12 protein-coding genes are annotated in these 14,838 nt (G+C 63.1%); 6 read left to right on the forward strand and 6 right to left on the reverse strand.

What is annotated here, in order from left to right:
* Nucleotides 1-179 precede the first annotated feature (179 nt).
* The 6 genes from U862_RS0128050 (at nt 180) to U862_RS0128075 (ending at nt 7,218) form a co-directional block, all read left to right on the forward strand.
* Nucleotides 180-767, forward strand: a complete 588-nt coding sequence (locus U862_RS0128050; protein ID WP_025113431.1) for a phage tail protein — start codon at nt 180-182, stop codon at nt 765-767.
* 53 nt (nt 768-820) lie between these two features.
* A complete protein-coding gene (locus U862_RS0128055) occupies nt 821-1,132 on the forward strand; it encodes a hypothetical protein (protein WP_025113432.1) in 312 nt (103 codons plus the stop codon).
* A 202-nt stretch (nt 1,133-1,334) separates the two neighbouring features.
* Entirely contained in the window at nt 1,335-3,401 is a 2,067-nt protein-coding gene (locus U862_RS0128060; protein ID WP_025113433.1) for a type VI secretion system tip protein VgrG, read from the forward strand.
* Nucleotides 3,398-4,249, forward strand: coding sequence for a DUF4123 domain-containing protein (locus tag U862_RS0128065; protein WP_025113434.1), 852 nt, complete (start codon nt 3,398-3,400; stop codon nt 4,247-4,249). The genes U862_RS0128060 and U862_RS0128065 overlap by 4 nt, the downstream gene beginning before the upstream one ends.
* A complete protein-coding gene (locus U862_RS0128070) occupies nt 4,246-5,019 on the forward strand; it encodes a hypothetical protein (protein ID WP_025113435.1) in 774 nt (257 codons plus the stop codon). The genes U862_RS0128065 and U862_RS0128070 overlap by 4 nt, the downstream gene beginning before the upstream one ends.
* A 12-nt stretch (nt 5,020-5,031) precedes the next feature.
* The gene (locus U862_RS0128075; protein WP_025113436.1) at nt 5,032-7,218 is read left to right on the forward strand and encodes a lipase family protein; all 2,187 of its coding nucleotides are present in this window, start codon (nt 5,032-5,034) and stop codon (nt 7,216-7,218) included.
* Nucleotides 7,219-7,358: 140 nt separating this feature from the next.
* Here the strand turns inward: U862_RS0128075 and U862_RS0128080 are convergent, their stop codons facing one another.
* The 6 genes from U862_RS0128080 to U862_RS0128105 form a co-directional block, all read right to left on the reverse strand.
* Nucleotides 7,359-7,856, reverse strand: coding sequence for a GNAT family N-acetyltransferase (locus U862_RS0128080; protein WP_025113437.1), 498 nt, complete (start codon nt 7,854-7,856; stop codon nt 7,359-7,361).
* A gap of 11 nt (nt 7,857-7,867) precedes the next feature.
* Nucleotides 7,868-9,964, reverse strand: coding sequence for an efflux RND transporter periplasmic adaptor subunit (locus U862_RS0128085; RefSeq protein ID WP_025113438.1), 2,097 nt, complete (start codon nt 9,962-9,964; stop codon nt 7,868-7,870).
* Nucleotides 9,965-11,284 carry an efflux RND transporter periplasmic adaptor subunit gene (locus U862_RS0128090; RefSeq protein WP_025113439.1) on the reverse strand — a complete coding sequence of 440 codons (1,320 nt, stop codon included), beginning with the start codon at nt 11,282-11,284 and terminating at the stop codon, nt 9,965-9,967.
* Nucleotides 11,281-12,060, reverse strand: coding sequence for an efflux RND transporter periplasmic adaptor subunit (locus U862_RS0128095; RefSeq protein WP_025113440.1), 780 nt, complete (start codon nt 12,058-12,060; stop codon nt 11,281-11,283). Before U862_RS0128095 ends, U862_RS0128090 begins: the two co-directional genes overlap by 4 nt.
* 153 nt (nt 12,061-12,213) lie before the next feature.
* Nucleotides 12,214-13,761 carry an efflux transporter outer membrane subunit gene (locus U862_RS0128100; protein ID WP_025113441.1) on the reverse strand — a complete coding sequence of 516 codons (1,548 nt, stop codon included), beginning with the start codon at nt 13,759-13,761 and terminating at the stop codon, nt 12,214-12,216.
* Nucleotides 13,758-14,828, reverse strand: coding sequence for an HlyD family secretion protein (locus tag U862_RS0128105; RefSeq protein ID WP_025113442.1), 1,071 nt, complete (start codon nt 14,826-14,828; stop codon nt 13,758-13,760). Before U862_RS0128105 ends, U862_RS0128100 begins: the two co-directional genes overlap by 4 nt.
* Between the last annotated feature and the right edge of the window lie 10 nt (nt 14,829-14,838).

Here is a 14,838-nt window from a genome sequence, read left to right on the forward strand (position 1 = left end):
CTGCCCGTCACTTTAGGTCAGCCACCGCAGAGCCGTCGATGCCGGTGTGTGGTTTCACGACATCCGGCAACCCGGTCAATCCGGGTCTACGCTCTGGCTTGGCGAGACCTGGCCGTAACGGGAAGAGACATCGCACCTTAATGGCCCGCCGACAACCAATCAGAAAGGATGAGGACTTTATGGACGTTTACATGGGTACGGTTCTGACGTTTGCCTTCAACTATGCGCCCAGCGGCTGGGCTCTGTGCAATGGTCAGATGATGAACCTTTCACAGTATCAGGCGCTGTTTTCATTGCTCGGCACCACCTATGGCGGCAATGGCGTCCAGACGTTTGGACTGCCCAATCTGCAGAGCCGCCTGCCGATCTGTCAGGGCAGCGGGCCGGGCCTGACAACCCGCGTCATGGGTGAAAACTCCGGCTCCGAACAAGTCACCGCCACCCTCAACAACCTGCCTAACCACACGCACACGCTGGCCGGCGTAACCGCCACCACCACCGTGCAACTGGCCAACCCGGCCAGCAACCCGGTGGGTGCCCCGACCGCCACCAATTCCTACCTCGGCGCCTCGGGCACCGGCCCCGGTCTGGCGAACATCTTTTCCGATGCCCAAGGCGCCTCGGCCGTACCCCTCAAAGGCGCAGCCACCACCATCAGCGGCACGATCAGCCCCACCGGCAACGGCTTGCCGATGGCGATCATGAACCCCTATCTGGTACTCAACTTCAGCATCGCCCTGCAGGGTTTGTATCCTTCGCGCAACTGAACAACCACCGGGGGAGCTCTCTCCCCCGGTCACCACCTGGCTGGAGTGTAACCATGCTGCAAGCGGTGAAAAGCCAACATTTCCAGGCACTTGAGGGCCGAATCGGCACCCTGCACCTGCCCGATGGCAGTGCCCTGCAAATCCACATCGGGGCGTTCGAAGAAAAACCCCTGGCGAAAATGCGCTACAGCGAGCGCATACCGTTCAGTGTCGAGTTGAGCAGTCTGGAGCCGACTGAATTCATCGACGGATTATGTGCACTGGAGCTGCCGGAGCTGGGACGAGTGGACGGTATCTTCGTATCGCGGGTACCACCGCTGGGTCGGGACCCGGCGCTGGCTTACTTTCACATTACCTTCAACTGAAAAAATCCTGCGTTTCCACGCCCCGGTTAATGTGTGACTGCAATTTGGGAAGCGTCTGACATCATTTCTTCGGCGGCCTTGTTAGCGTTGCACGAAACTGGCTCCGAGACGTTTGTTGCGCGCAAGACCAGGGAAGGTCTGCGCGCAAGCCGTGCATCGACGTCCGAGAGCCTGTGCCCCGTCACAGGACAAGGAATAAAGGATGTCGACCACCCGTGCCCGCTTCAGCCTTTCGCTCACCGACGTTAAACACGATCTGCAAGTCCTCTCCTTCACCGGCCACGAATCCATCAGCCAGCCCTACACGTTCGAGGTTGAGCTGGTCAGCGAACGCGCGAACCTGCGCCTTGAAAGCCTCATGCACCAGCAGGCGTTCCTGGCCTTCGATCTCGATGGCCATGGCATCCACGGCGTGGTCGATCGCGTCGCCCGTGGCGATAGCGGCAAACGCCTGACGCGCTACAGCCTGACACTGGTCCCGCGCCTGTCGTATCTGCAGCATCGCTTCAATCAGCGGATTTTCCAGCAGATGAACGTGCCACAGATCATCACCCGGATTCTCGCGGACAACGGCATTCATCGTGACCTGCACCAGTTTCATCTCGGTGCCGACTATCCGCCGCGCGACTACTGCGTCCAGTCGGAGTCGGATCTGCACTTCATCCAGCGCCTGTGTCAGGAGGAAGGCATTCACTACCACTTCCAGCACAGCCGGGAAAAACACCTGCTGGTGCTGGGCGACAATCAGACGGTGTTCCCTCGTCTGAATCGCCCGACACCCTATCGACGAAACAGCGGCATGGTTGCCGAAACGCCCACGATCCAACAATGGCAGGTACGGGTGGAAACCCGCCCCACCGCGACCGCGCGCCGCGATCACGACTTTCGCAAGACCCGCTTTCTGCTGGAGGCGACTCATCGGCCCAACAGCAACGCGGCCCGGCCGGCACTTGAGGACTATCGCTATCCGGGGCGCTTCACCGACGGCGCGCGGGGCAAGCAACTGACCCACCGCGCCCTCGAAAGTCATCGCGCCGACTACCTGCAGGCCCGCGGCCACAGCGATCAGCCAAGCCTGGTGGCCGGTCACTTCCTGTCGATCAGCGAGCATCCCTGCGAGGAAAACAACGGGCTGTGGCTGCTGACCGACGTCACCCACAGCGGCGAACAGCCCGCAGCGCTGGAGGAGACGCTGGGCGGAATGAGCGCCGCCACTGACGACGGCTTCGTTGAAGGCTACCGGAACGAGTTTGTCGCCACGCCATGGGAGGTGATCTACCGCCCACCACACTCATTCGTGAAGCCGAGAATCTTCGGCAGCCAGAGCGCTGTGGTCACCGGTCCGGTCAACGAAGAGATTCATTGCGACGCGTTCGGTCGGGTCAAGGTCCAGTTCTACTGGGATCGCGAAGGCAACCACGACGACCACAGCAGTTGCTGGCTGCGGCTGGCCTCGAACTGGGCCGGGAGCGCACATGGCAGCGTGACGCTGCCCCGGGTCGGCATGGAAGTGCTGGTCAGTTTTCTCGAGGGCGACCCGGACCAACCGGTCGTCAGCGGTTGCCTGATCAACAGCGCCAACCCGGCCCCCTATGAACTGCCGGAGCACAAGACCCGCAGCGTGTTTCGCTCACGCAGTTCACCGGACAACGGCGGCTTCAACGAATTGCACGTGGAAGATCGCGCCGGTCGCGAACTGATCTACCTGCGCGCCCAGCGCGACCTGGAACACAAGGTGGAAAACGACAGCCGCCTGGACGTCGGCAACCAGCGTCACGAAACCATCAAGGGCCACAGCATCAGCGTGTTGCAGGCAGAAGACCAGCGCACCGTGCACGGCGACCGCAAGACCCGGCTGCATGCCAGCGACCACTTGCACGTCAGCGGAGACAGCCATAGCCGTGTCGATCATCTGCAGGCGATCGAGGCCGGTCGGCAAATCCATCTCAACGCCGGCGATCATCTGGTACTCAACGCCGGCAACAGTATCAGCATCACGGCCGGCGGCGAGCACCTGGTGATCGGTCACGGCGGTATTTTCAGCAGCAGTGCCATCCAGGTCGGCGGCAATCCCAAAGCAGTTGCGTCAGCGCGGGCCGCGATGCCCGATGGCGTCGACGACCTGACGGCGCCAGCGCCATTGCCCGCCGTGCTGGCGTCTACGCAACTCGCGCTGCTGGCGGACAACAACGCAATGGGAGCGACTTTCTGCGCGCTTTGCGAAGCCTGCCGCGATGGCGTCTGCCTGCCACGGGAGAACGCCGCATGAACGACGCATTCCCGCGCCACTGGATGAACCGCCAATTCGCTTCGGGGCATGACCTGTATCTGCTACTCGACTCGCAACAACAGGCAGTTCGCCGGCTGTTGCTGCAAACCAGCGACTTCGAGCATTACCGCATCCTCTACAAAGACACACCCGCCGCCGACCTGGCGGACAACGGGCCGTTTGTTTTTGCCCTTGAGCGGTATGACGACAAACGCATCGCGCCGTTGCTCGCCTGTCCGCAAGACAACTGGGGCTGGCTGTTCAGCCTGCCCCAAACCGCCCTGTCCGCGTGGGTCGAACACTGGCAGCAACGGCTGATCGTCGGCGCCCGTCCGCATCAGGCGCTGTACCGCTTTCACGACAACCGCGTGCTGACCCGGACACTCGCACATCTGCCCACCGAAGCCATACCGGGCTACCTCGGCCCGACGCTCAGCGTGTGCTACTGGCAGGGCTCGCAATGGGAAAGCAGCGACAACCCCGCGCCCGGCAGCTATCCATTGCCGGAGTCGCCGCTGTGGCTGCAAACACCCGTGCCTGCTGAGCAAACCCGCGAGATTCGCCAGCTCAACGCTCACCGCTACCTGCTGGCCGAACACGAACAGGCCTACGCCGACCTCGCGCGAACACAGCCACCGGAAGTCTGGCTGCGTGAACGTCTCGAGCAGGCGGATGCGTGGGGTTGGCAGACAGCGCAGCAGCTGGAGTTTCTGCTGATCCACAGCTTGCGAACACCCGCTCATGGCATCGATGCGCACTGGCAAGTGCGTCCGGGTGAAACGCCGCAGGAGCACTTCGAACGGGTGAGCCATTGGGTGAAAACGATGGGTGGAGACGCCGCGCAGTGAAGCGATTTTTTCGACAGGCCGCAGGGGTGGGCTGCATGGGGATGTTGTTGGGGTGTGTGGCGAGTCCGCCCGACAGTTTCACGTTCACTGCGGATCTGCCGCCGGGGTTTGTTTATCAGGCTGTCGCCAAATACGAACCCGACATAGGTGAAACCTGCAGTGTTCCGGACGGCCGGAATACCGCCGTGGGGTACAACTTGCAGTGGCGTGAGAACTACGTCGCCGTTTCTGAAATAGCTATTCGTAGAACCGTTCGCGGCTGCCCGTTGGTGATCCGCAAAATCGATCTGGAAATCTACTTTGCCTACGGGAAAGACCGAGGGGACTTCGCCTCAGACTATTCCGCCGTCGCCATCCGCGGCGAGCTGGAGGAACAGTACAAAGGCACTTTCGACGAAACCGGTGAAAGCCGCTTTTACGGCCAGTGTCAGTGGCTGTTTCGCACGATGGGACCTTACCGCCGCATCGTAAAACTCCTCGACTGCAAAAAAACCGATGAGCTTGGCGCGCTCGCGCGAGGTCGCCCTTTTGCCGCCTACACCCTCGACCAGCTGCCGGGAAAAACCGTGCGGATGAAGATCGATTTGGCAGCGGAAGAAAGGCCTGCCATCGGCAAGACCTGGGTCAAAGTCCCTGACGGCTGGAAACGCTGCATGGGCGACAACTTCGAAGACCAGGATGCCTTCTGCTTCGGCAACCACACCGATTTCAGCACCTTCCAAATGGTCGACGGGCGCATCTGCACCATCTACCCCGGCTGCACGGAATAAGGAGTGTTCCACATGACGTCACTTGAAAAGGACCTGCGATCACCGCTCAACAGCCGCCTCCTGAGCTGCCCGGCACAGGGCAACTGGAGCAGTTTTCAACTGGTTGATGAGTTTGGCTCGGGGGAGGCTTATGAGGGATTGGCCTATGTTGCAGTCGATTCGGAGGGGCAACTATTCAATGGATACCTTGATATCAACGGTATTGGCAAAGTCGACAACTATTGCGCGGGCCCGATTTCGTTGCGTTTCGAACAGGCTTACGAGGGTCAGGAAAAAGTTTATCTGCGCGTAATGGAACGTCCCCACTACCCCCTGAAAATCACTGAACTCCAGGTTCGCGCCGAACAAACCCGTTATCGCAATCCGGACGCCACCCGGAACCGCGAACAACCCGTTCCGGGCGGTGACGAATACATACAGGTGGAAGTGCGCCATCTGGTCAGGCATGTTGCCCATCTGCCACCCGAGGTCTATCGCCACTACCCCGCCAACAGCGGCCTGTCCGTGATCATGGGCAAGCACGCACAAGTCGGCGTCGCCCTGGCCTCACGCAAGCACACGGTGCTGGAAGTGCGTGCGTTACGGGCCTTGCGCCCGATGCTGTCGACGGCGCCGGAGTTCTGCGCACTCAACCTCTACCAACTGGCATTGATGGCCACCCTGAGTTACTGCCCTTTTGGCCAGAAACCCGCCACCGCGCCGATCAGGGAAAACCGGGTGACCTTCCCCGAACAACCCAGTGTGGGCAACTGGTTCTCGGATGCCTTGGCCAAATCAGAGGAGTTGTGGCGCGTCGACGCCGCGCAAAGCAAAGCCTATTACCCCTTGTATGAAGACGTGGCGTATTCCAGAAGGCTGGAAATCGTTCCGTTCGATCCGGTGCTGTATGAGGTCAATGATCCGGCACTTGGAGAGGATCAGGAGCATCCCGAGAAGGTCCACTTTCTCGACGATAGGCACCTCGGGAAAGAGGCGACCGACACCCAGGCATTCATCACTCACACTGACGAGCTGATCCTGATCGCAGTACGCGGCACCTTCGAGATCATTCCTGATGGTTTGCGCGATGCCGATGCCTTCCAAGTGCCCTTTGAAGAAGGTGATGGCAACGTCCATCGCGGCTTTTATGAAGCAGCTAAAAAAGCAGCCGCTTTCGCTACTGACTATTTGGACAGATTCTACGCCGGCCAAAAACTACTGATCTGCGGCCACAGCCTAGGCGGCGCGATAACCCTGCTGCTCGCGGAAATGCTGCGCCGCAGATCGAATTTCACTTACGACATCCAGCTCTACACCTACGGCGCCCCCCGCGCCGGCGACACGGTCTTCACCAAAGCCGCCGCCCCGCTGGTGCATTACCGCATGGTCAACCACAACGACCCGGTGCCCAGCGTGCCGGGTAGCTGGATGAACACCAAGATCGGGGTTTACGGGCCTGGCGCGGCGTTGATGTTTACCAATGTGCCGGTCGGGCTGTCGGTGTTCGTCGCGGGCATTACCAACTGGACGGGGGAAGCCTACGACCACCATGGCACCCTGCATCACGCCATGCCGGTGGAGTTCGGGCGTCAGCGGGTGTCTTCGATCCTGTGGGAGCCGGGCTGCGACACCATCACCCAGCACGCCGCGTGCACCGTCGCGCTGCAGCAGAAAAATGGCCTGCCGGATCGTCCGGTCTTGTTGCGGCAGCTCTTCAATGTCGGGCATCACTCGGTGGTCGGCGGCTATGTCCCGGCATGCTGGGCAGCCCTGCGCCGTTGGCAGCAGGCCCATGAGACGAGTCGCACGCGGGTCACTGACAGCGAGTTCGAATGGGTGGAGCAAGCGCTGGTGCGCATTACCCGGCAATTGCGCGCCGCCCGCCAGGACCTGCTGGCCCGGCCAGAGGCCTATGTGCGCACCCAGGAGCGCACGATCGAGGCAATCAACCACGAAGTCAGCGGCATCGAGACCACCCATGCGCGCCTGAGCGCTCTGCGGCATAAGCGGGTCCGGGCCTGCGACGTCTACGGCCTGCTCGCCGAACAGCCGGAGCTGCTCGCCGAAAGCCTGCAACGCTGGCGCGCGCACCCGGAAAACCTCAAGGAAGAACAACTGGCGCAGGCGCCGGACAACGCCAGCAACGATGCGTTGCTGGCCTCACTTTACGGGCACACGATCGGCGCGCCGCATACGCTCGATATCGACTCGATCATCTAGCGCAACCTCATCTTCAACTGCTGTACACCCGCCCTGTGGGAGCGAGCCTGCTCGCGAAAGCGTCCTGTCAGCCAACAACGATGCAGGATGAATCACCGCCTTCGCGAGCAGGCTCGCTGCCACAGGTTTTTTCTGCAGGGCTAACCCTGTGGATACCAGACCAGCCGCTCCGCCGCCGGATTGCTCTGCTCCACCGCAAACCCCAGCGCCAGATAATGCCGGCGCGCATGCGGGTTGCTGGTCCAGACCACCGTCGCCACCGGGCAGCGCACCTGTTGCGCGGCTTTTTGCACCCCTTGCAGCACCGCGCGGCCATAGCCCTGGCCGCGTGCCTGGGGAATGAACGCCAGGTACAGCACGCGAATCTCGTTGGGGCCGAAATCAGTGCTCAGGGCGCCGATCGCCGTGCCGAGTTTCTCCACCACGTAGTGCATCGCATTGGGATAGTTATCGCCCATGCCCTGCTCCTGCACCTGAAACTGCTGGGCGACCACTTGCTGCACCTGTTCCTGCTCGCCATCGATCCATTGCAGATCCGGCCGCGCCGTCTGATACAGGCTTTGCAGGAACGGGCCGTCGGTGGCCCGCGAAGGTCGCACCACCAATCCGTCTGCCGCCATCGCTGCGCTGTCCGCCATTGTGCTCTCCCCTAGAAACCGCTTTCCCTGACCCCCAGCGCCGCCAACCGGCGCCAGGCCACACCGAGCACCGACTCACCGCTGCCCTGCACCACCACCACGCCGCGCAATGGCTGTACCGGCGTCGCCGCCGCATCGACCGTGCTCAGCCGCACGCCGTACTGTGCCTGCACCGGTTCTGCCCGTTGCTGTTGATCGCGGCGCACGGCGATCGGCCCGTGGTGATCGGAGGTCAGCGCCTCCTGATCGACATAAGCCACGCCGTTGCTGTCGATTTCATTGAGTTGCACGGCGAGCGCCGGGTGCATCGGATCGTCCGCGATAAAGCGCCCACTGGCCCCCGGTTTGACTCGCCACAATTCGGACTCGGCCAGATACCCGCGCAACCGCGCGCCGTCCTCGACCACTCGCGCCAGCGCATCATGGGTCGACAGCCAGCGCCCGGGCGTCAGGTTCGGCAGCAGATCACGCACGCGACCGGCATGCGGGGCGCGCAACAACAGACGTTCACGCTGCGCGCTCAGGCCACGGTATTGCGCCACCGCTTCGGCCAGCTTCTGCTCGATGATACTGGCGTCGGCGGCGGTTTCGCTGCGTCCGGCCTGACGGCGCATGAGCAATTGCTGGATCTGGATTTCCCGGCGGACGATGGCCAGTTTCGAGTCAAGATCGGGGGACTCCAGTTCGATCAGCACAGCGCCTTGGGCAACCGTTTGCCCGTCGGTGACCTTCACCGTTTTCACCCGTGCTGACGCTGGCGCGTGCAGGGCGCTGGCGCGTCCGGCTTCGAGCATCGTCGGCAATTCCACCGCACTGCGCCACGGCACGATCAGCACCAGCAGCAGCCCGAGCACCGCGAGACTGCTCAGCAGCACGCGCGGACCGTGGGCCTGTTCGCGGCGGCTCCACCACTGGCGCCACTCATTCATGATCGGCAAAAAGATGAACCACACCAGCTCCACCAGCATCAGGAAAATCCCCAACACCTTGAAGAACAGGTGATAGACCGCCAACGCGATCCCGAAAAACAACGCCGCACGCCACAACCACGAGCCATACCCCCAAATCAGCAAACGCCGTTGCATCTTCGGCGACCACGGCTCCGGCGCCGGGGCGCCATAACCGAACAAGAATTCACGCAACCGCCAGCGGCACAAGGCAAAGGCCCGGCCCTGCAGGTTGTCGACCTCCCACAGATCGCTGAGCAGAAAATAGCCATCGAAACGCATGAACGGGTTGAGATTGACCACCAGCGTGGTGATCCACGTGGCGCTGGCGAGCATGAACGCCGCCGTGCGCCCCGGGCCGTCGGGCAACAGCGACCAGGCCAGCAGTGCGATGCACGCCAGCAGCAATTCCGCCAACACCCCGCCAGCGCCGATCAGCAGGCGCGCGCGACGATCATTGACCCGCCAGGCATCGCTGACATCGGTGTAGAACATCGGCAGCAGCACCATGAACGCTACACCCATGCTCTGCACCCGACACCCGGCCCGCTTGGCCATGAACGCATGGCCGAACTCGTGACAGAGCTTGGCGAAGAACAATGCCACGCCGAACGCCAGCGCGCCGCCGAGGCTGAACAGGTGCGGGAAGGTGCCGACAAAGCGCTGCCAGTCCCGCGACACCAGAAACACTCCGAGGCCCAGGGTCGCCGGCAAACCATAGCGCAGCACGCGTGGGCCGCAGCGTTCCAGCCACGGCCAGGCACGGTTGAGAAAGGCGTCCGGGCGCCACAACGGAATGCGGAAAAACAGGTATTGGTGCAGCAGGACTTTCCACAGGCTCTGCTTCTGCGCCAAAGCCTTGAGCCGGTAACTGGCGCGCTGTTGATCATCCATCGCGCTGATCAGATCATGACCGCGCAGAAACTCCAGCAACTGCTCAAGCTCGCTGCTGTCCAGCGCCAGACCCGGCTCGCGATTGGCGGCGCGCAACACCTGCTCGGCATCGCCCAGCGACCAGTGCCGCAACAGACGCATCGCCGCCGTTCCAAGCTTGAAATAGCGACCGCGCACCGGATCGGCCAAGGTCCAGCGCGGTGAACCGTCCAAAGCCGGCGCCGCGGGCGACAGTTGCAGGTCGGCACGCAGGCTCGGCAGGTTCATTTACAGGCCCACGCTCTGACGCAGGCCGGCCAGTGGCCGACGCAGCAGGTACAAGGCCAGCGGGGCGCGCTCACCAAAGATTTTTGCCGTGCCGCGCAGGCCGATGCGCGGCGGCGCCTCGCTGAAATTGGCGTCCAGCCGATACGCCAATTGCCCGCCCGCCGTCGGTTGCGCCTCGTAGGCCGAACGCTCCAGCGTGGCGAGGTGACGCTGCAACGGATCACTGTCGAGAAACAACGCGACTTCGGCCCCCGGCGCCAGGGCAATCGCGTCGCCCACCGCCAGTTCGATGCGCAGTTCGGCCTGATTCGGGTCAGCGATTTCCATCAGCCGTTCGCCGGTCTGCACCGGTTTGCCGGTCAGGCGCTCGGCGTCGGCGAACACCGCGATCCCGTCACGTTCGGCGCGCACTTCGCTGCGCGCCAGCAACTCACGGGCGTAATCGCGCTCGGCGCGTTTTTGCTCGGCACGGGCGGCGAGCAAATCGACCTTGGCGCTGGACTCGGCATCGGCAAACGAACGTTGCGAGTTGGATTTCAGTTCTGCTTCGGCCACACCCAAGGCGCGTTCGGCGACATCGGCCTGGGCCTTGAGCGTGGTGCTCTCAAAACGCAGCAGCAGGTCGCCGGTCTTCACCAACTGATTGGGTTTGACCAGAAACTCGGCGATCACCCCATCCAGCGGCGCCGCCACCACGCGTCCGCCCTGGGGCACCACTTCCGCCGGCGCCAGCACCGATTGACGCACCGGGATCAACAGCCCGAGCAACAATACAGCGACCAGCGCCACCTGACGTTTGCGCGTCCAGCGCAGGCGCCACGGCTTGCGCGGTTGCAGCGCCAGCCAGGCGTGGCTGTAGGTGTCGCCCAGTTGCGCCAGCAGCACTTGTTCGGAAGGATTCCACGGGACGTCGCGGGCCAGCCACAGACCGCCGAACACCTCGCCCTTGCGATCAATCAACGGCAGCCAGAACACCTGCGCCGCCGACAGCGAGCGCCAGTCGGCCTGAATCGACTCGGCCAGCAGATCCGCGGTGATCACTCGCGCCTGCTTCAGCACATTCTGTTTGAACAACTGCGCCACGGCCTGCTCGACGAACGCCACGAACGGCGCATTCGGCTCCACCGCACTGACTCCGGTCACCGCCTGCACCTTGCCGGCGATCAACAGCGCCGCATGGCGAAAGCCGAATAGCGCCTGACCGTCGTTGACCAGGCTGTAGGCCAGTTGCGAGGCATCGCGGGCGGCGCGGGTCTGGCGTTCGAGGTCAAGAAACCGCGCGAACACCTGCTCGGCGCCGCCGGCCACCGGGGCGTTCATTTGAGCTCCGCGAAATGCGCCGTACCGCTCATGCCCGCGAGCAAGCCTTTGGCTTCGGGAAGTGTGGCGACCAGCAACAGCGTCTGGCTGCCTTCATCAATACGCGCACCAAGCCGTTTGACCGTAGCGTCAATCGGCTGGCCGGTTTCATCGGGGATAAAGCTGAAGGTCTGCCCGGGTTTGAGCCTGGCCATCCAGCGCGACGGCACCAACAGATGGATTTCCAGTGTGCGGTTATCCACCACATCAAGCAGCGGCGCACCGGCCGCCACGCTTTCAAAACGCTGCACCTTGCGCTCGACCACTTGCCCGTCGAACGGCGCAACCACGCTGCAGCGTTTGACCTGAACCTGATACACCTGGGATTGCGCCTGGGTTTCGCTGACCTTGGCCTCGGCCCGTGCCACTTCGAAACGCCCGACGGAATTGAGTGCCGCCAACTGCCTGTTGTGTGCCAGCTCCTCACCGGCACCGCGACTGGCGGCCTGCGCCGCATTGAGCTGAGCCTGATACGCCGAGCAATCGAACTTCGCCAGCACATCGCCCTTCTTGAACGACTCGCCCTCGCTGAACGGCAACTCGACAATGCGCCCTGACAACTCACTGGCCAGCACCGCCTGATCCCGCGCCCGCAACACCCCGCGCGCCTCACTGCTGGCGGTGGCTGCCGCAGGGGCTGCGTTATCCAGCAGCGGATCGTCTGGCCCGGGCGTTTGCGCCTGAACTGCACACGTTACAAAGGTCAATCCAATAACCCAACCACGAAAACGCTGCATAACCGCTACTCCCTGACGGATGAGCGGAGTCTACGACAGCGGGGGTTAGCGTCAAGCGAAAGGCCAGCATTGCTTCGCTGCCCGTTCTGTAATCCGACCGAAGCGCTATGGTCAACCCGTCGAATTCGCTGACTTGCTGCCGTTCGCGCGGTCTCAGCGTTGCGCCATCTCCCCCACCGGATACACCGACTCCCATCCCCCACCCAGCGCCTTGTACAACCCGACCATCGCCAGTGACACCCCGGTCGAACTCTCCACCCACTGCTCCTGCGTAGAGAGCAGCGCGCTCTGCACGGTGAGGACGTTGACGAAATCGACCACACCTTCGACGTATTGCTGTTGCGCAGTGCGCAGGGCGATCTGGTTCTGGCGCACGGCTTCGGCGAGGCTGTCGCGGCGGCGTTGGCTGGCGTTGTAGGCCGTCAGTTGATCGTCGATTTCATGCCAGGCGCGCAGCACGGTTTGCTGGTAGGCGATGGCGGCTTCCTGTTGCTGGGCTTCGCGCAGTTGCAACATGCCGCGCAGGCGCCCGCCGTCGAACAACGGCAGGCTGAATTGCGGGCCGATGCCGAACGCGCGCGAACCCCAAGAGCCGAAATCACTCAGTTGCATCGCCTGCGAGCCGAGGCTGCCGGACAGGGTGATGCGCGGATAGAAATCGCCCTTGGCCACACCAATGTTGGCGGTGGCCGCGTGCAGCTGTGCCTCGGCCTGACGGATGTCCGGGCGGCGTTCGGCCAGTTGCGACGGCAATCCAATGGCGACTTGCAGCGGCGACTGCGGCACCGCGGCGTCTGTGGATAACACTTTGGCCAAGGCTTGTGGCGGCTCGCCCAGCAACAGGCTGATCGCGTTGATCAGCTGCGACTGACGCTGCTCAAGCGCCGGCAGGCGCGATTCGATGGCGGCGACCTGCGCGGCGGCTTCGGCGACGTCCAGATCGGTCGCCACACCATCGTTGAGGCGCAGTTGCGACAGTTTGAGGCTGTGCCGGGCGACGTCGAGGTTCTGCTCGGTAACCGCACGCGTGTTTTGCACGCCGCGCAGCTGAATGTAGTTCTGCGCGGTGTCGGCAAGGACCGCCAGCAACACCGCGCGACGATCATTTTCAGCGACTTCGAGGTTGGCGTCGGCAGCTTCGGTTTCCCGGCGCACGCGGCCCCAGAAATCCAGTTCCCAGGAGGCGGAGAAACCGCCGTCCCACAGGTTGAAGGCCGAATCGCCGTTGTGCCCGGACGGGTCGCTCAAGCCTTTGCCGCTATTGCGTTGGCGCGCGTAGCTGCCGGTCGCGGCGGTGTTCGGGTAGCGCTCTGCGGTGATCACCTGGCGTGCGGCGCGGCTTTGTTGCAAGCGGCTGCTGGCCAGTTGCAAATCGAGGTTGCTCTGCATGGCACGCTGGGTGAGCGTCGAGAGCTGGGCATCATGGAAAACCTCCCACCAGCGTTCGTTCAGCGGCTGACTGACCGCCTGGCTTGGGGCGGACCTGGCGGGTTTGGCCCAGTCGGCGATTTGCGTGGCCTGGGGTTTGTGGAAATCCGGGCCGACGGTGCAGGCGCTGAGGCCAAGGGCGAGCAAGGCACTGAGGGTGAGTTGCTGCCACTGGCCTCTTCGCGAGCAGGCTCGCTCCCACACGTTGGAATGCGTTCCTCCTGTGGGAGCGGGCTTGCTCGCGAAGGCGCCAGCCGATTCAACCTTGATCATCGCTGAGTCACCTCACGCACCGCCGGCGCCGAACGGCGGGTATCAATGCGCGCCTCAACCGACATACCAACGCGCAGCCGCTCGGCCAATGGCTGACCCGGCTCAAGCAGGATCTTCACCGGAATCCGCTGCACGACCTTAGTGAAGTTGCCGGTGGCGTTGTCCGGTTTCACGGCGGCAAAGGTCACCCCCGTCGCCGGCGCGATGCTTTCGACGCGACCGCTCAAGGCCTCGCCGCCGAGGCTGTCGACCCGCACTTCAACCTCCTGCCCCGGCTGCACATCGGTCAGTTGGGTTTCCTGAAAGTTGGCGACCACATACGCCTGGCGCAACGGCACCACCGCCAGCAGTTTGCTGCCCGGCGTGACATAGGCGCCGACGCGCACCGCACGCTCGCCGACCATGCCATCCTGCGGCGCGGTGATGCGCGTATAGGACAGCTCGAAACTGGCGATTTCCAGCGCCGCCTGCGCATGCTTCAAACTGCCTTCGGCGGCATCGCGCTGCGCCGTCAGAATCTCCACCTGCTTGCGCTCGGCTGCCAGTTTCGCACTGGCGGTATCCAGCCGTGCGCTCGCCTGATCAATGCGGGTACGCGCCTGCTGCGCGTTCTGCACAGTGCCGGCACCGACGCCGGCCAAATGGTTGTAGCGATTCAATTCCTGCTGGGCGAAGGCCATTTCCGCCTTGGCCGACACGACGGTAGCCTGGGCCTGAGCGATCACCGACGTCTGCCGCTCCAACGTCGCCCTGGCGTTTTGCAGCTGCGCGCGGGCGACCAGGGTTTGTGCATCGGCGGCTTGCGCCGCAGCGCGCAAGTCACGGTCATCGATCAATGCCAGCAACTGCCCGGCCTTCACTTGCTGGTTGTCTTCCACCAGCACCTCCTTGATGAACCCGGCTACGCGCGGCACCACCAAGGTGTAGTCGGCCGAGACGAACGCATCGTTGGTGGTTTGCTGAGTCCGTTTGCCGAACAGGCCGGGCATCGCCAGGTACACCAGCACACCGACCGCCAGTGCGGCGGCCACGGCCACCGCGAGTTTCTGCTTTGCTTGAGTCGTCATAAAAACCTTC

Origin of the sequence: Pseudomonas sp. H1h, assembly GCF_000633255.1 — a bacterium.
Classification (GTDB): Bacteria; Pseudomonadota; Gammaproteobacteria; order Pseudomonadales; family Pseudomonadaceae; genus Aquipseudomonas.